This window comes from Mycobacterium sp. IS-1496, assembly GCF_001499995.1.
Classification (GTDB): domain Bacteria; phylum Actinomycetota; class Actinomycetes; order Mycobacteriales; family Mycobacteriaceae; genus Mycobacterium.
The window spans coordinates 184,149-206,970 of record NZ_LQIU01000012.1 but is presented as its reverse complement, the minus strand read 5'-3'; the positions used below and the strand labels follow the sequence as shown (position 1 = coordinate 206,970).

The 22,822-nt window shown below is 69.9% G+C and carries 25 protein-coding genes and 1 tRNA gene; 16 read left to right on the top strand and 10 right to left on the bottom strand.

Annotated features, from left to right (window positions below; all coding sequences use genetic code 11):
- Positions 1-2: 2 nt before the first annotated feature.
- Together AU195_RS08495 and sp36 are read right to left on the bottom strand one after the other, a co-directional pair.
- Entirely contained in the window at positions 3-461 is a 459-nt protein-coding gene (locus AU195_RS08495) for a RidA family protein (protein WP_059158611.1), read from the bottom strand.
- Positions 458-619: a Sp36 family protein gene (gene sp36, locus AU195_RS25640; RefSeq protein ID WP_157531067.1), complete on the bottom strand. Its 162-nt coding sequence runs from the start codon at positions 617-619 to the stop codon at positions 458-460. The genes AU195_RS08495 and sp36 overlap by 4 nt, the downstream gene beginning before the upstream one ends.
- A 47-nt stretch (positions 620-666) precedes the next feature.
- Here sp36 and bagA point away from each other — a divergent pair, with 47 nt between their 5' ends.
- Both bagA and bagB read left to right on the top strand, forming a co-directional pair.
- Positions 667-1,686: an ATPase BagA gene (gene bagA / locus AU195_RS08490; RefSeq protein WP_059158610.1), complete on the top strand. Its 1,020-nt coding sequence runs from the start codon at positions 667-669 to the stop codon at positions 1,684-1,686.
- Positions 1,683-2,813, top strand: a complete 1,131-nt coding sequence (bagB, locus tag AU195_RS08485; RefSeq protein WP_059158609.1) for an ATPase BagB — start codon at positions 1,683-1,685, stop codon at positions 2,811-2,813. The genes bagA and bagB overlap by 4 nt, the downstream gene beginning before the upstream one ends.
- A gap of 24 nt (positions 2,814-2,837) precedes the next feature.
- Here the strand turns inward: bagB and AU195_RS08480 are convergent, their stop codons facing one another.
- A complete protein-coding gene (locus tag AU195_RS08480) occupies positions 2,838-3,194 on the bottom strand; it encodes a WhiB family transcriptional regulator (RefSeq protein ID WP_059158608.1) in 357 nt (118 codons plus the stop codon).
- 295 nt (positions 3,195-3,489) lie between these two features.
- On the opposite strand from AU195_RS08480, the gene ponA2 reads away from it, so the two are divergent.
- The 4 genes from ponA2 (at position 3,490) to AU195_RS08460 (ending at position 8,460) form a co-directional block, all read left to right on the top strand.
- Positions 3,490-5,943: a transglycosylase/D,D-transpeptidase PonA2 gene (gene ponA2 / locus AU195_RS08475; RefSeq protein WP_059158607.1), complete on the top strand. Its 2,454-nt coding sequence runs from the start codon at positions 3,490-3,492 to the stop codon at positions 5,941-5,943.
- 90 nt (positions 5,944-6,033) lie between these two features.
- A complete protein-coding gene (locus AU195_RS08470; RefSeq protein WP_059158606.1) occupies positions 6,034-7,020 on the top strand; it encodes a metallophosphoesterase in 987 nt (328 codons plus the stop codon).
- Between the two features lie 7 nt (positions 7,021-7,027).
- Positions 7,028-8,134, top strand: a complete 1,107-nt coding sequence (cds1, locus tag AU195_RS08465) for an L-cysteine desulfhydrase Cds1 (RefSeq protein WP_059158605.1) — start codon at positions 7,028-7,030, stop codon at positions 8,132-8,134.
- Positions 8,135-8,386: 252 nt separating this feature from the next.
- A tRNA-Pro gene (locus tag AU195_RS08460) sits at positions 8,387-8,460 on the top strand.
- Between the two features lie 59 nt (positions 8,461-8,519).
- Here the strand turns inward: AU195_RS08460 and AU195_RS08455 are convergent.
- A complete protein-coding gene (locus tag AU195_RS08455; protein ID WP_059158604.1) occupies positions 8,520-9,959 on the bottom strand; it encodes a cytochrome P450 in 1,440 nt (479 codons plus the stop codon).
- 54 nt (positions 9,960-10,013) lie between these two features.
- On the opposite strand from AU195_RS08455, the gene AU195_RS08450 reads away from it, so the two are divergent.
- From AU195_RS08450 to AU195_RS08440, 3 genes are all read left to right on the top strand, one after another.
- The gene (locus AU195_RS08450; RefSeq protein ID WP_172800507.1) at positions 10,014-10,697 is read left to right on the top strand and encodes a TetR/AcrR family transcriptional regulator; all 684 of its coding nucleotides are present in this window, start codon (positions 10,014-10,016) and stop codon (positions 10,695-10,697) included.
- Positions 10,698-10,731: 34 nt separating this feature from the next.
- The gene (locus AU195_RS08445) at positions 10,732-11,550 is read left to right on the top strand and encodes an acyl-CoA thioesterase (RefSeq protein WP_059158602.1); all 819 of its coding nucleotides are present in this window, start codon (positions 10,732-10,734) and stop codon (positions 11,548-11,550) included.
- Between the two features lie 78 nt (positions 11,551-11,628).
- On the top strand, positions 11,629-12,630 hold the full coding sequence (locus AU195_RS08440; RefSeq protein WP_286149160.1) for an iron-containing redox enzyme family protein: 1,002 nt from the start codon (positions 11,629-11,631) through the stop codon (positions 12,628-12,630).
- Here the strand turns inward: AU195_RS08440 and AU195_RS08435 are convergent.
- Both AU195_RS08435 and AU195_RS08430 read right to left on the bottom strand, forming a co-directional pair.
- Positions 12,610-12,837, bottom strand: a complete 228-nt coding sequence (locus tag AU195_RS08435) for a CDGSH iron-sulfur domain-containing protein (RefSeq protein WP_059158600.1) — start codon at positions 12,835-12,837, stop codon at positions 12,610-12,612. The genes AU195_RS08440 and AU195_RS08435 overlap by 21 nt on opposite strands.
- Complete coding sequence (locus AU195_RS08430) at positions 12,834-13,529, bottom strand: HemK2/MTQ2 family protein methyltransferase (protein WP_059158599.1); 696 nt, start codon at positions 13,527-13,529, stop codon at positions 12,834-12,836. The genes AU195_RS08435 and AU195_RS08430 overlap by 4 nt, the downstream gene beginning before the upstream one ends.
- 42 nt (positions 13,530-13,571) lie before the next feature.
- Here AU195_RS08430 and AU195_RS08425 point away from each other — a divergent pair, with 42 nt between their 5' ends.
- Positions 13,572-14,297: a hypothetical protein gene (locus tag AU195_RS08425; RefSeq protein ID WP_059158598.1), complete on the top strand. Its 726-nt coding sequence runs from the start codon at positions 13,572-13,574 to the stop codon at positions 14,295-14,297.
- A gap of 3 nt (positions 14,298-14,300) precedes the next feature.
- On the opposite strand, the gene AU195_RS25920 is transcribed toward AU195_RS08425, so the two are convergent.
- The gene (locus tag AU195_RS25920) at positions 14,301-14,459 is read right to left on the bottom strand and encodes a hypothetical protein (RefSeq protein WP_172800506.1); all 159 of its coding nucleotides are present in this window, start codon (positions 14,457-14,459) and stop codon (positions 14,301-14,303) included.
- 137 nt (positions 14,460-14,596) lie between these two features.
- Here AU195_RS25920 and AU195_RS08420 point away from each other — a divergent pair, with 137 nt between their 5' ends.
- A complete protein-coding gene (locus AU195_RS08420; protein ID WP_059158597.1) occupies positions 14,597-14,815 on the top strand; it encodes a three-helix bundle dimerization domain-containing protein in 219 nt (72 codons plus the stop codon).
- A 4-nt stretch (positions 14,816-14,819) separates the two neighbouring features.
- Here AU195_RS08420 and AU195_RS08415 read toward each other — a convergent pair whose 3' ends face one another.
- Together AU195_RS08415 and AU195_RS08410 are read right to left on the bottom strand one after the other, a co-directional pair.
- Positions 14,820-15,806, bottom strand: coding sequence for an LLM class F420-dependent oxidoreductase (locus AU195_RS08415; RefSeq protein ID WP_059158596.1), 987 nt, complete (start codon positions 15,804-15,806; stop codon positions 14,820-14,822).
- Positions 15,807-15,884: 78 nt separating this feature from the next.
- Positions 15,885-16,349 carry a GatB/YqeY domain-containing protein gene (locus AU195_RS08410; protein WP_059158595.1) on the bottom strand — a complete coding sequence of 155 codons (465 nt, stop codon included), beginning with the start codon at positions 16,347-16,349 and terminating at the stop codon, positions 15,885-15,887.
- Between the two features lie 93 nt (positions 16,350-16,442).
- On the opposite strand from AU195_RS08410, the gene AU195_RS08405 reads away from it, so the two are divergent.
- Genes AU195_RS08405 through AU195_RS08385 form a run of 5 tightly spaced genes read left to right on the top strand, consistent with a single transcriptional unit; the run spans position 16,443 to position 21,816 of the window.
- Positions 16,443-17,717, top strand: a complete 1,275-nt coding sequence (locus tag AU195_RS08405; RefSeq protein ID WP_502687326.1) for a DUF7847 domain-containing protein — start codon at positions 16,443-16,445, stop codon at positions 17,715-17,717.
- A 1-nt stretch (position 17,718) separates the two neighbouring features.
- Positions 17,719-18,369, top strand: coding sequence for a DUF4129 domain-containing protein (locus AU195_RS08400; RefSeq protein ID WP_059158594.1), 651 nt, complete (start codon positions 17,719-17,721; stop codon positions 18,367-18,369).
- A complete protein-coding gene (locus AU195_RS08395; RefSeq protein WP_172800505.1) occupies positions 18,366-19,508 on the top strand; it encodes a DUF4350 domain-containing protein in 1,143 nt (380 codons plus the stop codon). The genes AU195_RS08400 and AU195_RS08395 overlap by 4 nt, the downstream gene beginning before the upstream one ends.
- Positions 19,505-20,494 carry an AAA family ATPase gene (locus AU195_RS08390; RefSeq protein ID WP_059158592.1) on the top strand — a complete coding sequence of 330 codons (990 nt, stop codon included), beginning with the start codon at positions 19,505-19,507 and terminating at the stop codon, positions 20,492-20,494. Before AU195_RS08395 ends, AU195_RS08390 begins: the two co-directional genes overlap by 4 nt.
- On the top strand, positions 20,494-21,816 hold the full coding sequence (locus AU195_RS08385; RefSeq protein WP_059158591.1) for a DUF58 domain-containing protein: 1,323 nt from the start codon (positions 20,494-20,496) through the stop codon (positions 21,814-21,816). Before AU195_RS08390 ends, AU195_RS08385 begins: the two co-directional genes overlap by 1 nt.
- Here AU195_RS08385 and AU195_RS08380 read toward each other — a convergent pair whose 3' ends face one another.
- Positions 21,817-22,809, bottom strand: a complete 993-nt coding sequence (locus tag AU195_RS08380) for a stage II sporulation protein M (RefSeq protein ID WP_059158590.1) — start codon at positions 22,807-22,809, stop codon at positions 21,817-21,819.
- Positions 22,810-22,822: the final 13 nt, after the last annotated feature.

The following is a 22,822-nucleotide window of genomic DNA, read 5'->3' as shown; positions in this document are numbered from 1 at the left end:
GATCACGCGACCTCGACGACGATTTCCACTTCCACCGGCGTGTTGCGCGGCAGCTCCGAGACGCCCACCGCAGAGCGGGCGTGGGCGCCGGCGTCGCCGAAGATGTCGCCGAACAGTTCGGAGGCGCCGTTGATGACGCCGGGCTGACCGTCGAAGCCGGGCGCCGATGCCACGAACCCGACCACCTTGACCACCCGGGTGACCGCGTCGATGCCCACGAGCCCGTGCACGGCGGCCAGCGCGTTGAGACCGCACACCCGCGCCAGGGCCTTCGCGTCCTCGGGGGTGACGTCGGCGCCGACCTTGCCGGTCCCGGTCAGCTCACCGGCGACGATCGGCAGCTGACCGGAGGTGTAGACCAGGTTGCCGGTCCGAACGGCGGGCACGTAGGCCGCGAGCGGCGCCACGACCTCGGGCAGGTCGATGCCCAACTCCGCGAGCCGCTCCGACCAGGTGCTCACTTCGGCCGCTTCAGGTACGCGACGTGCTGCTCTCCGGTCGGACCGGGCAGCACCGCGACCAGCTCCCAGCCGTCGGCACCCCACTGGTCGAGGATCTGCTTGGTGGCGTGCGTCAGCAACGGCACGGTGGCGTATTCCCACTGGGTCGGTTCGCTCATGGCCCGAGCTTATCGGGCCGCCGGAAACCCACGGCTAGCATGCAGAGGTGGCAACAACTACCAATGGCGGTAGAGCCGTCGGCTGGCCGTCGCGCCTGACCAAGGCGAAACTGCACTTCGTCACCGGCAAGGGCGGTACCGGCAAGTCGACGATCGCGGCGGCGCTGGCCCTGGCGCTCGCCGCGGGCGGCCGCAGGGTTCTGCTGGTCGAGGTCGAAGGCCGACAGGGCATCGCCCAACTCTTCGACGTGCCACCGCTGCCCTACAAAGAGGTGAAGATCGCGACCGCCGACGGCGGCGGGCAGGTCAACGCGCTGGCCGTCGACACCGAGGCCGCGTTCCTCGAGTACCTCGACATGTTCTACAACCTCGGGCTGGCCGGGCGGGCGATGCGCCGCATCGGCGCGGTGGAGTTCGCGACGACGATCGCACCGGGCCTGCGTGACGTCCTGCTCACCGGCAAGATCCGCGAGATCGTCACCCGCGCCGAGAAGGGCAAGCAACCCGTCTACGACGCGGTCGTCGTGGACTCCCCGCCCACCGGCCGGATCGCCCGGTTCCTCGACGTCACCAAGGCCGTGTCGGACCTCGCCAAGGGCGGCCCCGTGCACTCGCAGGCCGAGAGCGTGGTGAAGGTGCTGCACTCCGACATCACCGCCATCCACCTGGTGACCCTGCTCGAGGCACTGCCCATGCAGGAGACGCTGGAAGCCATCGACGAACTGCGTGAACTCGGCCTGCCGATCGGCAGCGTCATCGTCAACCGCAACATCCCGGCCTACCTGTCACCGGACGATCTGGCCAAGGCCGCCGAGGGCGACATCGACGCCGACGCCGTGCGAGCCGATCTGGCGGCGGCCGGTATCCAGTTGTCCGACAACGATTTCGCCGGCCTGCTGACCGAGACGATTCAGCACGCCACCCGCATCACGGCGCGGGCGGAGACCGCCGAACAACTCGAGCGCCTGGACGTGCCGCGCCTGGAACTGCCCGCCCTGCCTGACGGTGTCGACCTCGGCAGCCTCTACGAACTCGCCGAAGTGCTTGCCCAACAAGGAGTCAGATGAGCACCACACCGCCCGCCCTCGACATGGCCTCGATCCTCGAGGACACCTCCAACCGGGTGGTGGTCTGCTGCGGGGCCGGCGGTGTCGGCAAGACGACCACCGCGGCGGCGATGGCCCTGCGCGCCGCCGAATACGGACGCACGGTGGTGGTGCTGACCATCGATCCGGCCAAACGGCTCGCGCAGGCCCTGGGTATCAAGACCCTGGGGAACACCCCGCAGCGCGTGCCGTTGGCGCCCGAGGTCCCCGGCGAACTGCACGCGATGATGCTCGACATGCGTCGCACGTTCGACGAGATGGTGGTCCAGTACTCGGGCCCCGACCGGGCCGACGCCATCCTGGACAACCAGTTCTACCAAACAGTGGCCACGTCGCTGGCAGGCACGCAGGAGTACATGGCGATGGAGAAGCTGGGACAGCTTCTCGCGCAAGATAAGTGGGACCTGATCGTGGTGGACACCCCACCGTCGCGCAATGCCCTGGACTTCCTCGACGCTCCCAAACGCCTCGGCAGTTTCATGGACAGCCGGTTGTGGCGCATGCTGCTGGCGCCCGGCCGCGGCATCGGCAAGCTGGTGACTGGGGCGATGGGCCTAGCCATGAAGGCCATGTCCACCATCCTGGGGTCTCAAATGCTCTCGGACGCAGCGGGTTTCGTGCAGTCACTGGACGCGACGTTCGGCGGCTTCCGCGAGAAGGCGGATCGGACCTACGATCTGCTCAAGCGGCGCGGTACGCAGTTCGTGGTGGTGTCGGCGGCCGAACCGGACGCGCTGCGTGAGGCGGCGTTCTTCGTCGACCGGCTGTCCACCGAGCGGATGCCGTTGGCGGGATTGATCCTCAACCGCACCCACCCGACCCTGTGCTCGCTGCATGCGGACAAGGCGAGTGAGGTGGCCGAGGAGCTGGCGGCCAAGGACCCGGAGTCACTGACGGCCGCGGCCCTGCGCATCCACGCGGACCGCACGCAGACGGCCAAGCGTGAGGTGCGACTGCTGTCCCGGTTCACCGGCGCCAACCCGCACGTGGCGATCGTCGGCGTTCCTTCGCTGCCGTTCGACGTCTCGGACCTCGACGCGCTGCGGGCGATCGCCGATCAGATCACCGGGGCGGCCGGCGCCGCCTGACCGGCGATCGGAAGAAGAAGGAGCTCAGACCGCGCTGCGGTGTTTGCGCTGCGCGGAGAAGAACTCAGCCCAGGAAACCACCTCGGGATGCTGCTTGAGCAACGCACGACGCTGACGTTCGGTCATCCCACCCCACACGCCGAACTCCACCCGGTTGTCGAGGGCGTCGGCGCCACACTCGAGGATGACCGGGCAGTGACGACAGATCACCGCGGCCTTGCGCTGCGCGGCGCCGCGGACGAACAGTTCGTCCGGGTCGGCTTGGCGACAGCGGGCCTGAGAGACCCAGGCGATCCGCGCTTCGGCCTCTGCACCGTGTGCGGGGGGCGAGGAGGGGACGGTTGTCGTGGTCTTGCGCACCGCGGGCCGAATACTTGACACCGGCGATCCCTTCGTTCCTGCCGTCGCACCCGACGGTGATCCTCCGGAGTAAACCGCTGATGCGATCTACGCCACATTGCGCCAGCTAGTGTGTCCTGGATCGCACTGTGTGTCCAAGCTAGGTGGTCAGGGCACATTTACGCAACACTTTGTGTCCGACTTTTTTGGGACGACCGTGCCGTCTGATCGACTTCTTAAAGATCGGTGAATCCCGGCACGACGTGACGACGCCCGCGAAGGGCGACAATCTCGCTGCTCCGGCGATCCCGCCGGACGGCGTCGTTACTCTGTACACATGCCGGAACGTCCGCCAACAGCAGTCACGGTCGTCAAGCTCGCCTGGTGCTGCTTGCTGGCCAGCGTGCTGGCTGCCGCCCTGATGTTCCCCGTGGTCGGCGGCATCGGTCTGATGTCCAACCGTGCGTCCGACGTCGTCGCCAACGGTTCGGCCGCACTCGTCGAGGGTGAGATCCCGCAGGTGTCGACGATGGTCGACGCCAAGGGCAACACGATCGCGTGGCTGTACTCCCAGCGACGTTTCGAGGTGCCCAGCGAGCAGATCGCCAACACGATGAAACTGGCGATCGTCTCCATCGAGGACAAGCGGTTTGCCGAACACAACGGCGTGGACTGGCAGGGCACGCTCACCGGTCTGGCCGGCTACCTGCGCGGTGACACCGACACCCGCGGCGGGTCGACGCTGGAGCAGCAGTACGTCAAGAACTATCAGTTGCTGGTCGTGGCGCAGACCGACTCGGAGAAGCGGGCCGCGATCGAGACCACCCCGGCGCGCAAGCTGCGTGAGATCCGGATGGCGCTCACGCTGGACAAGACGTTCACCAAACCCGAGATCCTGACCCGCTACCTCAACCTGGTCTCGTTCGGCAACGGCGCGTTCGGCATCCAGGACGCTGCCCAGACGTACTTCGGCGTCAACGCCTCGGAACTGAACTGGCAACAGTCGGCACTGCTGGCCGGCCTGGTCCAGTCGACGAGCTCGCTGAACCCCTACACCAACCCGGACGGCGCCCTGGCCCGCCGCAACCTGGTGCTCGACACGATGATCGAGAACCTGCCGAACGAGGCGGAGGCGCTGCGCGCCGCGAAGAACGAGCCGTTGGGCGTCCTTCCGGTCCCCAACGAACTGCCGCGGGGCTGCATCGCCGCCGGCGACCGGGCGTTCTTCTGCGACTACGCGCTGGACTACCTGGCCCGGGCGGGCATCAGCAAGGAGCAGGTCGCCAAGGGTGGCTACCTGATCAAGACGACGCTCGACCCCGATGTGCAGGCCACCGTGAAGTCGGCCGTCAACCAGTTCGCCAGCCCGGACACCCCGGGGGTCGCGAGCGTGATGAGCGTGATCCGGCCCGGCAAGGAAACCCATCCGGTGCTGGCGATGGCGTCGAACCGCACCTACGGGCTCAACGTCGACGCGAACGAGACCATGCATCCGCAGCCGTTCTCGCTGGTCGGCAACGGCGCCGGATCGGTGTTCAAGGTCTTCACCACCGCCGCGGCGATGGAGATGGGCATGGGCATCAACACCCAGCTGCAGGTGCCCGGCTCGTTCCAGGCCAAGGGGCTCGGCAGCAGCGACACCCCGGGCTGCCCGGCGGCCACCTGGTGCGTCCGCAACGCCGGCGCCGGCTACCGCGGTTCGATGAGTGTCACCGACGCCCTGGCCACCTCCCCGAACACCGCCTTCGCGAAGCTCATCTCCCAGGTGGGCGTGCCCCGCGCGGTCGACATGGCGGTCCGGCTGGGGCTGCGGTCCTACGCGCTGCCCGGCACCGCCCGCGACTACGACCCGGAGAGCAACGAGAGCCTGGCCGACTTCATCAAGCGCCAGAACATCGGCTCGTTCACCCTCGGCCCGTTCGAGGTCAACGGGCTGGAACTGTCGAACGTCGCGGCCACCCTCGCTTCGGGCGGAATGTGGTGCCCCCCGAATCCCATTGCCCAGGTCCTCGACCGCAAGGGCGAGGAGGTTTCGGTGACCACCGAGACCTGCGAGCAGGCGGTGCCGGAGGGGCTGGCCAACACGCTGGCCAACGCGATGAGCAAGGACGACACCGGGGCGGGCACCGCGGCGGGTGCGGCCGGTTCGGTGGGCTGGGACCTGCCCATGTCGGGTAAGACGGGGACGACGGAGTCGAACCGCTCGTCGGCGTTCCTCGGCTTCACCAACCAGCTGGCCGCGGCCAACTACGTCTACGACGATTCGCCGAGCCCCGGTGAGCTGTGCTCGTTCCCGCTGCGTCAGTGCGGCTCGGGCGACCTGTTCGGCGGCAACGAGCCGGCCCGCACCTGGTTCACGGCGATGAAGCCGATCGCCACCAACTTCGGCGAGGTGCGTCTGCCGCCCACCGACCCGCGCTGGGTCGACGGCGGTCCCGGCTCGAACGTGCCGAGTGTGTCGGGTCTGACCGTGGACGCCGCCCGCCAACGCCTCCGCGACGCGGGCTTCCAGGTCGCCGACGGCACCGCCTCGGTGAACAGCGGCTCCCGGTCCGGCACCGTCGTCGGCACCAACCCGAGCGGCCAGACCATCCCGGGGTCGATCATCACCATCCAGGTGAGCAACGGCATCGCGCCCGCGCCGCCGCCTCCGACGTACAGCGTTCCCGACCTGCCCAGCCTGCCGGGTGGACCGCCGCCGCCGATCGGGCAGACGGTCGTGGAGATCCCCGGCCTGCCCCCGATCACCGTGCCGGTGCTCGGACCTCCGCCACCCCCGCCGCCGCCGTGATCGCCGGCTGACCCGCGGTCGGCTGTGCCTTTTCCCACGGTGACCGGGTGGAAGGCGGTGAGCGCGGCCATCTGGCAGTAGGCTGCTGCCATGGCTGCTGCTTCGCCACGACCGACGGCGTCGACGTCGATCACGCTCCTGAAGAACACCGCTGCGGTGACCGCCGGAACCCTGGTCGCGGGGATCGGTTACGCGTCGCTCATCGAGCGCAACGCCTTCGCGCTGCGCGAGGTGACGATGCCGGTGCTCACGCCCGGCTCGACACCGCTGCGCGTGCTGCACCTCAGCGATCTCCACATGCGGCCCGGCCAGCGGCGTAAGCAGGCGTGGCTGCGGGATCTGGCCCGCCTGGAACCCGATCTCGTCGTGAACACCGGCGACAACCTGGCGCATCCCCGGGCGGTGCCCGCGGTCGTGCAGGCGCTCTCAGAGCTGTTGTCGGTGCCCGGTGTGTTCGTCTTCGGCAGCAACGACTACTTCGCGCCGCGGCTCAAGAACCCGTTGAACTACGTCACCAACCCCGGACATCGGGTGCACGGACAGCCGCTGCCGTGGCAGGACCTGCGTGCGGCGTTCACCGAGCGCGGCTGGATGGACATGACCCACACGCGGCGCGAACTCGACGTCGCGGGGCTGCGCATCGCGCTGGCCGGTGTCGACGACCCGCACCTCAAACGCGACCGGTACGACACGATCGCCGGCGCGGCGACACCGACCGCCAACCTGTCGCTGGGCCTCACCCACTCGCCGGAGCCGCGGGTGCTCGACCGGTTCGCCGCCGACGGCTACCAGTTGGTGATGGCCGGTCACACCCATGGCGGACAGCTGTGCCTGCCGTTCTACGGCGCACTGGTGACCAATTGTGAGCTCGACCGGTCGCGGGCCAAGGGCGCGTCGAAGTGGGGCGCCGACATGGCGCTGCACGTGTCGGCGGGAATCGGCACGTCGCCGTTCGCACCCGTGCGGTTCTGCTGCCGGCCGGAGGCCACGCTGCTGACGCTGGTCGCCGCGCCGACCGGCGGCCGGGACGCCGACGTGCGGGCCGGCCAGTCGCCGTCGACCGTTTCGGCGCGGTGACGGGGCGGTGACGGGGCGGTCCTCGATCGCCGTTCACAGTCAGCCCCGCGCGTGGGTCGACAACGCCGTCCGGTTGATCGAGGCCGATGCCCGGCGCAGCGCCGACACCCACCTGCTGCGGTACCCGCTCCCGTCGGCCTGGGGTGAGGGCTGCGGTGTCGCGCTGTATCTCAAGGACGAGTCCACGCACATCACCGGCAGCCTCAAACACCGGTTGGCGCGCTCGCTGTTCCTCTACGGGCTGTGCAACGGGTGGATCTGCGAGGGCACGACGGTCATCGAGGCGTCCAGCGGCTCGACCGCGGTGTCGGAGGCGTACTTCGCGGCGCTGCTCGGCCTGCCGTTCATCGCGGTGATGACGTCGTCGACCAGCGCCAGCAAGGTCGCCCTGATCGAATCACAGGGCGGCCGTTGCCATTTCGTCGAGGAATCGTCGCAGGTGTACGCCGAGGCCGAACGACTCGCCGAGGAGACCGGCGGGCATTACCTCGACCAGTTCACCAACGCGGAGCGGGCCACCGACTGGCGCGGCAACAACAACATCGCCGAGTCGATCTATCACCAGATGGCCGCCGAGCAGCACCCGATCCCGGAGTGGATCGTGGTGGGCGCGGGCACGGGCGGGACGAGCGCGACCATCGGTCGCTACATCCGTTACCGCCGATACGCGACGAAGCTGTGCGTGGTCGATCCGGAGAACTCGGCGTTCTTCCCCGCCTACGCACAGCAGGATCCGACCGTCGTCACCGGCGCGTCGTCGAGGATCGAGGGGATCGGCCGTCCGCGGGTCGAACCGTCGTTCCTGCCCGAGGTGGTGGACCGCATGGTCGCCGTACCCGACGGGGCCTCGGTGGCCGCAGCCAGACACGCGAGCCGGGTGCTCGGCCGTCGGGTCGGCCCGTCGACCGGGACGAATCTGTGGGGGGCGTTCGGACTGCTCGCGGAGATGAAGGCGCAGGGGCGGAGCGGTTCGGTGGTGACGTTGATCGCCGACAGCGGCGACCGCTACGCCGACACCTACTTCTGCGACGAGTGGCTGAGCAGCCAGGGCATCGACCCGTCCGAATCGGCCGAGGCGCTGGTCGACTTCGAGCGGTCCTGCGTCTGGCGCTGATCGTCGGACCCGCCCGAGAGCGGCCCGTCGGCGGTCAGGAAGAGCCAGATCGCCGCCAGAGCGAAGAACCCCAGGTAGAGGGAAGCTCCTAACCCGGTCATATCTGCCTCGTTTCACCAGTTGTGCGGCGCTCTGCCGTCATTGTGGACAACGCCACCGACAACCCCGGGCATTCCGGCTCGTGCGGAACTCGTGTCGCGAGGCCGTTTGGCTTTCCGAGGCACCGGTGCGATACCCTTTCAACGCTTCACGCGGGGTGTGGCGCAGCTTGGTAGCGCGCTTCGTTCGGGACGAAGAGGTCGTGGGTTCGAATCCCGCCACCCCGACTCGTGTGAGTACAGAGGCCCTGATCCGGTTCGTCCGGTCAGGGCCTCTTCCATGCCTTCTATGCGCGGGTGCGCAGGGCGATCGGCAGGTCGTCGGCCGGCGTCGGACCGGTCCCCCACGTCAGCGGGATCCGGTAGCCGTCGGCGACGCTCCACTCGAAGCGTCTGAGCATCTGGTGCATGGTGGTCTTGACCGTCATGTCGGCGAACTGCTGGCCGATGCACTTGTGCGCCCCGCCGCCGAACGGCGCGAATGCGTAGCGGCTCACCGCGGCCCGGGGTTCGGGCTTGTCGATGAAGCGACCCGGGTCGAAGGTGTCCGGGTCGGGCCACCAGTCGGCCAGCCTCATCGAGGCGTGGACGTTGATCGCCACCTGCGCCTTGGCGGGGACGAAGTGTCCGAGGATCTCGGTGTCGCGCGTCGTCTGCCGGAACAGGGTGCCCGCCGGCGCGTACATCCGCAGGATCTCCTTGAACGCGGCGTCGAGCAGTGGATAGCCGTCCAGGTCCAGCAGGGCGGGCGCGTCGTTGGGTCTGCCGACCGCCTCGTCGCGAAGCACCTTCTGCCACTGGGTGTTTCGGCCCAACTCGTACACGAGCATGGACAACGCGATCGCGGTGGTGTCGTGGGCGGCCATGAGCAGGAAGATCATGTGGTTGACGATGTCGGCGGGGGTGAACCGCGCGCCGTCGTCGTCCTCGCTGCGGCACAACATCGAGAACAGGTCGGTGCCGTCGCCCCGCTGCCGGTCGGCGATCTGCTCACCGAAGTAACGTTCGAGCCGCCGCCGCGCGCGTAGGCCCCTGGCCCAGACACCGCCCGGCACATCAGCCCGCAGCAGGGCCTGCCCACCGCGCACCGTGTCATGGAAATCGGCCGACAGCTGATCGGATTCCGGCCCGAGGTGGGTGCCGACGAACACCTCCGCGGCCTGCTCCAGCAGCAGGTGCTTGATGGACGGATAGAACGGAAAGCTGTCCGTGGCGGCCCAACTGCGCAGTGTCCGGTCGATGCCGGGTCGCATCAGTTCGAGGTAGCCGTCGAGCGCGGTGCGGGTGAACGCCTGCTGCATGATCCGGCGGTGATCGCGGTGCTCGTCGAAGTCCAGCAGCATGATGCCGCGATGGAAGAACGGGCCGATGACGGGCGCCCACCCGCGGGTGCTGGAGAAGACCTTGTCCCGGTTGATCCACGCGGTCTCCAGAGCGTCCGGGCCCATGAGCGAGACGACACGGAACCCGACCCCGCCCGCCCACGAGACCGGCCCGTACATGTCGTACCGCCGACGGGCGAACTCGAGCGGTTCGGCCAGCGCGCTGAGCGTGTGACCGAGGAAGGGGAAACCGTAGTTGCCCATGACCGGCTTGAGGTTCGAACCCCGCGGTGGCGGGGCCAGAGGTTCCTCCCGGCTCGGGAAACGCGAGGTGACGGCCGCCCCGGCGGCATGCAGACGGCGGGTGTTGGTCGGTGATGTGAGCTGCGTGGTCAGTGCCGTCATCCGCCGATGCCCTCCTCGGGTGTATCTGGTACCGAACCGTGCCAGAATCAGATGATGGTGTCAACGGCCGATCGCGACGATCCAGCGGTGCCCGGGCGCGCCTACGGCGGGCACTCGGCAGACGTCCGCCGCAGCCGGCGCAGAGCCCGCCTCGTCGACGCCGCGATGGAGGCGATGGCGCACAACCAGTGGCGCAGCGCGACGGTCGGCAAACTGTGCACCGCAGCCGGGTTGAACAAGCGGTACTTCTACGAGAACTTCGCCGATCTCGACGCGCTGTCGGCGGCCGTCGTCGACGACGTCGCCGAGAACGTCCGTGCCGCAACGGTGCAGGCGGCCGACGCCGCCGCCGAGGAGTCGTTGGAGGCACGGGCGTTCGCCGCCGTCACCGCCGCCGTGCACGCGCTGGTCGACGACCCTCGCCGGGCCCGGATCCTGTTGGGTGGGGTCCCTGCATCGGCGGAACTGCACGCCCACCGGGCCGCGGTCATGCATCACCTGACCGAGGTCCTGATCGACAACGGGCGCAGCGTGCACGGCGTCGAGTTGGAGTCCGATCCCCTGGCCAGGGTGGCGCCCGCGTTCATCGTCGGCGGCACCGCCGACGCCATCCTCGCGTTCGTCGACGGCCGGACCGGCCTCACCCGCGACGAGTTCGTCGCCCAACTCACCACCCTCTGGCTGATCACCGGCAACGGCGCGGCGCAGGTCGCTCGCGCCCGACGCCCCGGCCCCTGACGATGCGCCCAACCAGTTGGTCGATAAGCTGCCCATGATGACCGCCCTCCGAGACACCCCCTGGCCGCATGACGTGAGTTGGATCGCGCGCCTGCTCGAGTTCGACCGCGACGGCGACACCTTCCTCGCACCGCTGGTCACCAGCGGTCCGGCGCACCGGCTGTTCGGCGGTCTGATCGCCGCGCAGGCACTGGGCGCCGCCGGGGTCACGGTCGACCCCGACAAACGGGCGCAGTCGCTGCACTGCTACTTCGTCCGCGGCGGCAAGTACGGAATCGACGTCGAACTGCAGGTCGAGCGCACCCGCGACGGCCGCTCGTTCGACACCCGCCGCGTCACCGCGATCCAGGAGGGCAAGGTCATCCTCGAGATGATCGCGTCCTTCCATCGCCCCGAGGACAGCGCCGACTGGCATCCGCCGCGGCAGGCGTCCCTGCCCTTCGACGATGCCCGGCCCAAGGTCCCCGATCTGGAGGCCGTGGACCGTTTCGAGGTCCGCGCCGACCCGGGCGACACCTCGCCCTTCGCCATCCCGCCGTTCTGGATCCGTTCACTCGATCCCATCGAGGACGACCCGCTGATCCGCGCCTGCCTGCTGACCTACATGTCCGACCTCGGACCGGTGCCCGCCGCCCGCCCGGCAGGCGCCCCCGACGAACCCGGCGCCGGGATGGCGGCCTCGCTGGATCACTCGGTGTGGTTCCACCGACCGTACGATCCGCACCGCTGGCACCGCTACGAGGTCAGCGGGGTGAACAACAGCGATGCCCGCGGCCTGGCCGTCGGTTCGCTGTACGACGACGACGGCGTGCTGATCGCGAGCACCACCCAGGAAGCGCTCTGGCGGTTCTGACGGACCGATTGCCCCGGCCCGGAACGATTGGAGAGACCAAGTAGCGGGTAGTTCCCAGGCGTGACCTTTGCGCCGATCATGGTTGAACCGACGTTGCCCGACGCCCGTGGCCCGCTCTCGCTGGCCGTGGTGAACACCCTCGCCGAGCGGGCCCCCCGCAACCACCTGTCCCGCATCGAGGCGTCGCTGGGCGACTCAGACCCCTACGGCATCGATCTTCAACTGGCGCTCTACGTCTGCTACGAGCTGCACTACCGGGGTTTCGCGGGCGTCGACCCGCACTGGGAGTGGAACGCCGGGCTGCTGCACCTGCGCGGGCAGATGGAACAGTCGTTCCTGAGCGCGGTGCGCCGCGACGTCGGGGAGATCGACGAGGACCAGACGGCCGCCGCCGAGATGACCGCACTCGCCGTCGAACCCGTCGACGGTGAGGGCCCGTCGTACTACCTGCGCGACAAGGGCACCTGGGAGCAGATGCGGGAGTACTTCGTGCACCGCTCGCTCTACCACCTCAAGGAGGGCGATCCCCACGCCTTCGCGATCCCCCGGCTGACCGGACAGGCCAAGGCGTCGTTCGTCGCCGTCGAGTTCGACGAGTTCGGCGGCGGCCGCGGGCCGCAGCTGCACCAGCAACTCTTCGCCGATCTGATGGTCGCCGCGGACCTGGACGCCACCTACCTCGGCTACATCAACGAGGTACCGGCCGAAGCGCTGGCCGCGGTCAACCTGATGTCGATGTTCGGCCTGCACCGCGCGCTGCGCGGAGCCGCGGTCGGCCACTTCGCCTCGACCGAGATCACCTCGTCACCCGGGTCGCGCCGGCTGGTCGAGGCGCTCGAGCGGATGGGCGCACCGGACACCTGCGCCGCGTTCTACCGTGAACACGTCGAGGCCGACGCCGTCCACGAGCAGGTCGTGCGCACCGATGTCGTGGGCGACCTGGTGGCCCGGGAACCGCACCTCGACACCGACGTCGTGTTCGGCATCCGGGCGCACGCCTTCGTCGAGGACCGGCTGGCCGATCACCTGATGGCGTGCTGGACCGCCGGCGAGACGTCGCTACGCCGGCCGCTGGGCTGACGACGCAGCGGCGTCGGCGTCGCCACGGCGGCGCCGACGGTGGCTGGTATCGCACAACGGATAGTTCTTACTGCGTTTGCAGGCGCAGATCGCGACCATGAACCGGTCGGATTCCACCACGCTGCCGTCGGGCATCTCGATGCGCACCGGCCCCTCCACCATGATGGGGCCGCCCTGCACCACCCGCACGGTGCGCGGTCCGGTCATGGCTTGTCCGCCCGGATGACCAGCAGCTCTTCTTCGCGTCGGCCCGGATCCAGACGCCCGGTCTCCTCGAGCCATTCCGCCCGTGCAGTCAGCACGGGACCGAACGGAATCCACTGCCAGGCAATCACTTCCGCATCCAGCCCGGCACTCGACAGCGCGGCCAGCGTGCTGCGCGGATCGGCGAACTCGGATTGCACGAGCAGCAGGCTGCCGCCGGGAGCCAGCAGATCGGGCACCGCCTCGCAGAGCGGATCGAGGACCATGCGGCCGTCGTAGCCGGCGTCCCACGCGCGGGCGGGTCCGACGCTCGACGGCACGGGCTCCCGGTCGGCCTCGGGGGCGTGCGGAACGTACGGCGGGTTGCACGTGACGAGGTCGAACGGCGTGAACTCCACTGCGCGCGCCCAGGACCCGAGATGGACGTCCACGTCGACCCCGGCGCTGAGCGCATTGCCGCGCGCGCAGCGCACCGCGCGCGGGCAGATGTCGAAGGCGGTGACCGACGAGGCGCCCTGGAGGGCGGCGTTGACCGCGACCACTCCACTGCCCGTGCACAAATCGACGGCACGACGACCGACGGCGAGACCGGTCTTCTCCATGATGTCGATCAGCAGTTGCGAATCTTCCTGCGGGGCGTACACGCCGTCCGCGGCGACCACGGTGTCGCGCTCGTCGGTGTATGCAGTCGTCACATCGGCCTCTCGACGTCAAGGGGTCATTAGCTGGGGTGATTAATGCCCTGTATCGCGCTTGTTAAACCAGCACACCCCGTTTGCGCTGCTGTTAGGGCGGGCACCCGAACAGGCGTGAACGTCTCAGATCTCCTCGCGCTACCCGTTGAAGTCGGCGCCGCGGTGCGCCAGCGCAGGTTGTTCCACCCCGCCGGGGTGCTCGCCCGTGGCCGCATCGAGCGGGTCGCCCCGCCCGGTCAGGGGCTGCCGATCGAATCGGGCGACGTGATCGGCCGGGTCTCCAAGGCGGTCGGCCTGCCGGGTTCGGTCCCGGACATCGCCGGGCTGGCCTGGCGGATGACGAAGGATTCCCGTCCGTGGGACATCCTGCTGGCGACCACAGCGCTCAACCGTTTCCTGTTGCTGCCCACCGCTTCCTGGGACAACACCACCTACTCGAGCCTGATGCCGTTGCGGTACGAAGGCGGCGTGTGGTGGGTCCGGGCGCACCTGTCGACCAAACTCGACCGGCCGGGGCTGTCACTCGACACCATCACCGACCGCCTCGCTCGCGGCGATCTCGAGTTCAGCATCGATCAAGCCGCGGGCACAGGCGAATTCGGCCCGCTGGCCCGGTTGGCGCTGTCCGAGGTGATCCCGCCGGACAAGGACCTGTCGTTCGACCCGACCCTCAACACCGCACCCGGGGTGTCGCTGGCACCGGGGTGGCTGACCGACTTCCGCCGCGCGGCCTACCGCCGCAGCCGGGAAGGCCGCGACGCCGAGTGACCGCTACTCCGGTGACTCCTCGGTGTTCTCGGACGTGGTGATCTCCGGGGCCACCTCACGTGAGGCCATCCCGCCCTCACCACCCTGATCGGTCGGGCCGGGTCGGCCACCCTTGGGCTCGTCGGCGTGTTCCTCGTCGTAGATGCCTTCTCCACGGGGCACGGGCGCCCTCCTCTCGTCACGGCGGGACTACCCGTCCGGCGCGGGGCTCAACCCGGCCATACAGTCGATTGACAAGTGTCAAGTGTTGTGACGTATCGAACGTTGCCCGCAGGTTCCGCTCACTCGACAATCGATCCGTGTCGAAGAAGAGTGAGCGCGAACTGATCGATGAAGTCAAGGACAGGCTCGTCGCGAAGTTCGCGGAGATGCCCGAGGGCCGCGTCTCGATCGCCGTCGAGGACGCCTACGCCGACTTCGCCGACAGCCTCATCCGCGATTTCATCCCACTGCTCGTGGAACGCCGGGCCGGCGACGAGTTGCGGCTCGACAGCTCGTCCGAGCTCGCCTACAGCTGACGCGTCACGCCGCCGCGGAGCGCAACTTCTCCAGCAGCGGGCCGGCGGCCTCGGCCAGGAACCGGTCCTGGCCCTCGTCGCCCACCTGCACCAGGGCGATGTCGGTGAACCCGGCCTTCCAGTACGCGCTGACGGATTCGACGATCGCATCGAGGTCCGGGCCGCACGGGATCGACTCCGCGGTGTCCTCCGGGCGCACGAACTGCGTCGCACCGGCGAACCCCGCCGTGGTCGGTAGATCGGCGTTGACGGCCCAGCCGCCGGCGAACCACCGGAACTGCTCGTGTGCCCGCGCGACCGCCGCCTCCCGGTCCGGGTCCCAGCAGATCGGGATCTGACCGACCACCCGCACGTGTCCGGGCAGACCCGTCGCGCGCCGCGCGTCATGCCACGCGTCGACGAGGTCTTTGTTCGGCTCGACGGCGATGAGGTGGTCGGCGAGTTGGGCGAACGCCTCGACCGAACGCTCGCCGGAGACGGCCGCGGCGATGCCGACCGGCGTCTCGGGCAGGTCCCACAGGCGGGCCGAGTCGATCTCGAAGTACTCCCCGCGCCAGTCGACCACCTCGCCGGTGAACAGTTCGCGGATGATCTGGATGGCCTCGCGCAGCATGTCCTGGCGCCGGGCGACCGTGGGCCAGCCCTTGCCGACGACGTGTTCGTTGAGGTTCTCGCCGGTGCCGAGGCCGAGGGTGAAGCGGCCGTCGGCGAGGATCTGCAGCGTCGCGGCCTGCTGCGCGACGATCGCGGGGTGGTAGCGCATCGTCGGGCAGGTCACGTAGGTGAACAGTTCGACGCGTTCGGTGACGTGCGCGACGGCGCCCAGGACGGTCCAGGCGTTCGGCGCATGGCCCTGGGCCGCGAGCCACGGTGAGTAGTGGTCGCTGGAGACTTCGAAGTCGAATCCGGCGCTCTCCGCGGCGGCGGCGTAGCGGACGAGATCCTTGGGTCCGCTCTGCTCGGTCATCAGGGTGTAGCCAAAGCGCGTCATGGCGTCCGAATAGCCCGTGGCGTGGGGGTGCAAACGACGGCCACGGAACACCCTGCGCGACTGCGCTTTACGCGCGCACTACAGACGCGCCTTGACGGCCGCGGACAAGCGGGATCCGTCGGCCTTTCCCGCGGCGATCGCCGACGCGGCCTTCATGACCTGCCCCATCTGCTTCATCGTGGGGCGCTCACCGAGTTGTTCGGCGACCTGCGCCATCGCGGTGTCGACGACGTCGGCCAGTTCGGCCTCCGTCAGCGGGGTCGGCAGGTACTCGTCGATGATGCGGGCCTCGGCGTGTTCGTTGGCAGCCAGTTCACCGCGCCCGTTCTGGGTGTAGACCTCGGCCGCCTCACCGCGCTTGCGCGACTCCCGCGCGAGCACCTTGATCACGTCGTCGTCGGTCAGCTCCCGCGCCTCCCTACCGGAGACCTCCTCGGTCTGGATCGCGGCGAGCAGCATCCGCAGCGTGGCCGTGCGGAGTTTGTCCTGTGTCTTCATCGCGGTCGTGAGGTCCGCGCGTAGCCGAGCTTTGAGTTCCGCCATGCCAACGAAACTACGCCGGTACCCCCGGCGGCCCGACCCGTCGTAGCCGCAAAGACGCGTGCCACGTTGTCAATTGGCGTGGTGATCGACAGGATGGTGGCCATGAGCAACGACGCCGGCGGGCCCGGCCAGGTCGACCCGCCGCCGCCAGCACAGGGTCCACCCGGTCACGTTCCACCGCCGTATGCACCGCCGTATGCACCGCAGGGCTACCCGCCCCCCGGCTACCAGCAGGGGTATCCGCCGCCGGGTCACCAACAGGGCCATCCCCCACCCGGCTACCAACCGGGCTACCCGGCACCGGGTCATCAACAGGGCTATCCGCCGCCGGGCTACCAACAGGGTTACCCACCACCGCCGGGATACCCGCCCCCGCACGGGTACGCACAGCCCGGGGTGCTCAAACCCGGTGTCATCCCGTTACGTCCGCTCGGGTTGTCCGACATCTTCAACGGGGCGGTCAACTACATCCGGCGCAATCCGAAGGCCACACTCGGGCTGACCGCGATCGTGGTCGTCGCCGCCCAGCTCATCTCACTCGCCCTGCAGATCCTGGGCCCGCTGATCGCCACCGGTGACCTCGACCCCACCCTCGGCGGCGAGCCCACCGCGGGCGACGTCGCCGTGCTGTCGGGGTCCTCGCTGGCCGGGTCGATCACCACCGCCCTGGCATCGGTCGTGCTCAGCGGCATGCTGACGGTCATCGTCGGACGCGCGGTGTTCGGGGCCGACATCACCATCGGCGAAGCGTGGCAGCGGATGAAGGGCAGACTGCTCGCGCTGCTCGGCTTCACCGCCCTCGAGGCCCTGGCGGTCGTGCTGCTGATCGTGGTCGTCGTGGTGGTGGTCATCGCGGCCGAGACCATCGGCGGCGGTGTCGCCGCCTTCCTGGTCGGCGCTCCGCTGGTCATCGCCGCGTTCCTGCTGATCGTCTACGTCGCCACCTCGCTGGTGTTCACCCCCGCGCTGATCGTCCTGGAACGTCTCGGGATCGTCGATGCGGCGCGACGCTCGTTCGCGCTGGTGAAGAGGGACTTCTGGCGGGTGCTGGGCATCTGGGTCCTGGCCGCGCTCGCGGCGGCCGTCATCGCGGGCGCCGTCGGGGTGCCGTTCAGCTTCGGTGGACAACTGCTCGCGGGATCCGGGTCCGACGGTGGCGTGGTGGTGGGCCTGATCCTCGTCGCGGTCGGCGCGGCGATCGGCCAGATCCTCACCGCCCCCTTCAGCGCGGGAGTCGTCGTCCTGCTCTACACCGACCGCAGGATCCGGTCCGAGGCCTTCGATCTGGTGCTGCACACCGGTGCGGCGGCGGGCCCGTATGTTCCGGCCTACTCCACCGACCACCTGTGGCTGACCCGCCGCCCGTGACGTGCCGACCGTAGACATCGATCGCGACGCCGCGCACGAGGCCGCCCAGCGCGAGCTCGACAAGCCGATCTATCCCAGGGCGTCGCTGACCGATCGGCTGTCCGAACTGCTCAACGACCTCGTGTACCGCATCGCCCAGGGCGGGGCCGGTGTGCCCGGCGGATGGCTGACCATCACCGTGCTCCTCCTGCTGTTTGCCGTCGCGGTGGTGGTGGCCGTGCGCGTCGCCCGCAGGACCATGCGCACCGACCGGGGCGGCCCCTCCCTCTACGGGGGCCACGAACTGAGTGCCGCCGAACACCGCGTGACCGCCGAACAGCATGCCGCGGCCGGCCAGTGGTCGCTGGCGATCCGCCACCGGTTGCGGGCGATCGCCCGGCAACTCGAGGAATCCGGCGTGCTCCCACCGGTTCCCGGCCGCACCGCCACGGAGCTGGCCACCGAAGCCGGCCTTGCGCTGCCCCGGCTGTCGGGCGAATTGCGGGACGCCGCAACGGCATTCAACGACGTCACCTACGGTGACCGGCCCGGAACGGAGACCGCGTACCGCTCGGTGGCCGCCCTCGACGACCACATCCGCTCGTCCGGTGCGCAGGCCGGCCACACCGTCGACGCGCGGCGGGCCGAAACGGGTTGGGCGGAGGTGCGATGACGCGTCCTGCCACGGCGGTCGGGCCGACTGTCGGACAGCGCCTGCGCGCCTCACGCTGGGTGGTCCTCGCCCTCGTCGTCATCGTCGCGGTGGCGACGGTCGGCACCTTGCTGACCGCGTCGCGTCCCGGCGCGCCGATGGATCCGCAGTCGACCTCCCCCGACGGGGTCCGGGCTCTGGTCACGCTGCTGCGTGACCGCGGCGTCGAGGTGGTGGAGGCCCGCAGCGTCGCCGACGTCGAGAAGGCGGCCCGCGCCGGCACGCTGATCGTGTTCGCCGAGACGCACCGCCTGACCGACGACGAGCAGTTGCGGCGGCTGGCCGACCTGCCGGGTGACCGCCTGCTGGTCCAACCCGTGTCCCGGGCACGCGAAGCACTCGCGCCGGAGGTGCGCTCGGACGGGGTCAGTTCATTCGCCCCCGCGCCGGATTGCGATCTGCGCGAGGCGAATCGCGCGGGCGACGCGCAACTCGGACTGGCCGAGACCTACCGGGCGACCGAGCAGGGCCCGGCGCTGACCCGGTGCTATGACGGTGCGCTGGTGCGCTACACCGACGCGGATCGCACGACCACCGTGGTGGGCACGTCCGGTTTCATGACGAACGCCGGGCTGCTCGAACAGGGCAACGCCGCGCTCGCGATGAACCTGGTGGGCGGCGCGTCACGGGTCATCTGGTTCGCCCCACAGGAGCGGGAGGGCGGCGCCGGAACCGCGGGCCTGTCCGACCTCATCCCCGACCAGGTCAGCTGGATCGTCCTGCAGTTGTCGCTGGCGGTGGTCCTGCTCGCGATCTGGCAGGGAAGACGACTGGGACCGCTTGTCGCCGAACAACTTCCGGTCGTCATCCGGGCGTCCGAGACCGTCGAGGGCCGCGGCAGGCTGTACCGGTCCCGGCGCGCCCGCGACCGCGCCGCCGACGCGCTGCGCACCGCGACCCGCGCCCGTCTGCTGCCTCGGCTCGGCCTGCCCGCCCACGCCCAGCCACCGGCGGTCGTCCAGGCCGTCGCCCAGCGGACCGGCGCCGACCCGCAGGGTGTCGCGCGCGCACTGTACGGCCCGGCCCCGGACACCGACGCCGATCTGGTCACCATCGCCCATCACCTCGACGACATCGAAAGGCAGGTCGCCCACTCGTGACTCAGCCATCAGCGCAGACCACCCAGACCGGCGGCACGGCAGCCGATTCGGCGCGCCAGGCGCTGCTGACCCTGCGGGAGGAGATCGGCAAGGCCGTCGTCGGCCAGGACGCCGTGGTCAGCGGGCTGGTCATCGCGCTGCTGTGCCGCGGCCACGTGCTGCTCGAAGGTGTTCCGGGCGTGGCGAAGACACTGCTCGTCCGCACACTGGCCGCCACCCTGCAGCTGGAGTTCAAGCGCGTGCAGTTCACCCCGGACCTGATGCCGGGCGACGTGACGGGGTCTCTGGTCTACGACGCACGCACCGCCGAATTCGAGTTCCGTGCGGGGCCGGTGTTCACCAACCTGCTGCTGGCCGACGAGATCAACCGCACTCCGCCGAAGACCCAGGCGGCGCTGCTCGAGGCGATGGAGGAGCGGCAGGTCAGCGTCGAGGGTGAGGCGCGCCCGCTGCCCGACCCGTTCATCGTGGCCGCCACCCAGAACCCGATCGAATACGAGGGCACCTACCAGCTGCCCGAGGCCCAGCTGGACCGCTTCCTGCTCAAGCTCACCGTGCCGCTGCCGCCCCGCGACCAGGAGATCGCGATACTCGACCGCCACGCCCGCGGATTCGATCCCCGCGACCTGTCGGCGGTGCGCGCGGTCGCGGGCCCCGCGGACCTGGCCGCCGGCCGGGCGGCGGTCCGTCAGGTGCTGGTCGCCGACGAGGTGCTCGGCTACATCGTCGTCATCGCCGGCGCCACCCGGCAGTCCCCGTCGCTGCAGTTGGGCGTCTCCCCTCGCGGGGCCACCGCACTTCTGGCCACGGCCCGGTCCTGGGCGTGGCTGTCCGGACGCAACTACGTCACCCCCGACGACGTCAAGGCGATGGCCCGGCCCACGCTGCGCCACCGCATCGCGCTGCGCCCGGAGGCCGAACTGGAAGGCGCCAGCCCGGACGCTGTGCTCGACGGCATCCTCGCGGCCGTGCCGGTCCCGCGGTAGTGGTCCTCACCGGGCGTGCGGCGCTGGTCGCACTGCTGTGCGTGCTGCCGATCGCCGTGGCGCCCGCCCCGGCGATGGCGTTCGCGGCGCTGGCGGGTGTGCTCCTGCTCGCGCTCGTCGTGGACATCGCGCTGGCCGCGAGTCCTCGCCGGTTGGAGGTGACCCGGTCCGGGGACACCGCCGCCCGGCTCGGCCAGTCGGTCGAGTCGGTGCTCGACGTGCACAACCCGGGCGGGCGGCGGTTACGCGGACGGTTGCGCGACGCCTGGCCGCCGAGTGCGCACGGCGCCCCGCGCGCTCACGAGGTGAATCTTCCTGCGGGCCAACGGATGACGGTGCGCACCGCACTGCGCCCGACCCGTCGTGGCGATCTACGGTCCGCGCTCGTCACCGTCCGCTCGATCGGTCCCCTCGGGCTGGCCGGCAGGCAGGCGTCGCACCGGGTGGCCGGCGAGATCCGGATGCTGCCACCGTTCCTGTCCCGCAAGCACCTACCGTCGCGGCTGGCGCGGTTGCGTGAACTCGACGGGTCGACGCCCGCGTTGATCCGCGGACAGGGCACCGAGTTCGACTCGCTGCGCGAATACGTCGTGGGCGACGACGTCCGGTCGATCGATTGGCGGGCGACGGCCCGGCGCGCCGACGTCGTCGTGCGGACGTGGCGCCCGGAACGCGACCAGCGCATCGTCATCGTCCTCGACACGGGCCGCACCTCGGCCGGGCGCGTCGGGGTCGACCCGACCGCCTCCGACCCCGGCGGCTGGCCGCGGCTCGACTGGTCGATGGACGCCGCACTGCTGCTGGCGGCGCTCGCCGCACGCGCCGGCGACCACGTCGACTTCCTGGCCCACGACCGGGTCACCCGCGCCGGGGTGTTCAACGCCTCGCGCACCGAGTTGCTCGCCCAGTTGGTGTCCGCGATGGCACCGCTGCAACCCGCGCTCGTCGAATCCGACCCTGCCGCGATGGCGTCGGCGATCCAGCGCCGCGTCCGCCGCCGCGCGCTGGTGGTGCTGCTCACCGACCTCAACGCATCGGCACTGGAAGAAGGTCTGATGGAGGTGCTGCCCCGACTCGCCGCGCGCCACCACGTGCTGATCGCGGCGGTCGCCGATCCGCGGGTGGACCTGCTGGCCGCGGGCCGTGACGACGCCGCCGCCGTGTACGACGCGGCGGCCGCCGAACGGTCGCGCAACGACCGCAACCGCATCGCGGGCACGCTGCGACAGGCGGGAGTGGAGGTCGTCGACGCCCCACCGGAGGAACTCGCACCGGCACTGGCCGACCGTTATCTCCAGATGAAGGCCACCGGCCGGATGTGATCAGCCGGTGGGCACCACGTCCGGCGCGTTCTCGATGTCGCCGGATTCACCCGCCCGAACCGCCTTCCTACCGAAATGCACGACGTAGGCCAGAAATGCGACCTCGGCCGCGACGCCGATCGCGATCCGCGCGAACGTGGGCAGCGGCGACGGGGTGACCAGCGCTTCGATCAGGCCGGAGAGCAGCAGCACCACCACCAGCCCGGCGGCGACCGCGACCACCGCCCGGCCCTGTTCGGCGAGCACCTGTCCTCGCGGCCGGTGCCCGGGGGCGATGACCATCCAGCCCAGCCGCATGCCGGCCGCGGCCGCGAGGAACACGGCGGTCAACTCGAGCAGGCCGTGCGGGGTCAGCAGGCCAAAGAAGATGTCGCCCTTGCCCGCGTCGAACATCAACCCGCCGGTGAGGCCGAGGTTGGCGGCGTTCTGGAACAGGATGTACGGGATCGGCAGGCCGAGCAGGATCGCGAAGCCGATGCACTGCGCGGCCACCCACGCGTTGTTCACCCAGACCCGCAGCGCGAACGAGCCCGCCGGGTTCTCGCTGTAGTAAGAGGCGAAGTCGTTGTTGACCAGCTGGTCGATGTCGCTGGGGGTGCCGACCGCCGACTGCACCTCGGGGCTGCCCGCCACCCAGAACCCGATCAGCGCGGCAACGACGAAGAAGGCGGCGGCCGAGCCGAGCCACCACCGCCACGACCGGTAGGCGACGACCGGAAACGAGACGGTCCAGAACCGCGCTAACTCCCGCCACAGCGGGGCGTGCGCACCGGTCACCGCCGCGCGCGCCCGGGCCACCAGCGCGGACAACCGGCCTACCAGGACGGAATCGGTGGACGCCGAGCGGACCATCGACAGGTGTGTCGACACCCGCTGGTACAGGTCGACCAGTTCGTCGACCTCGGCACCGGTCAGCCGTCGGCGCCGCTTGACGAGCTCGTCGAGCCGGTCCCAGGTGGGACGGTGGGCCTGCACGAACGCGTCGACATCCACGCCGGCCAGCCTA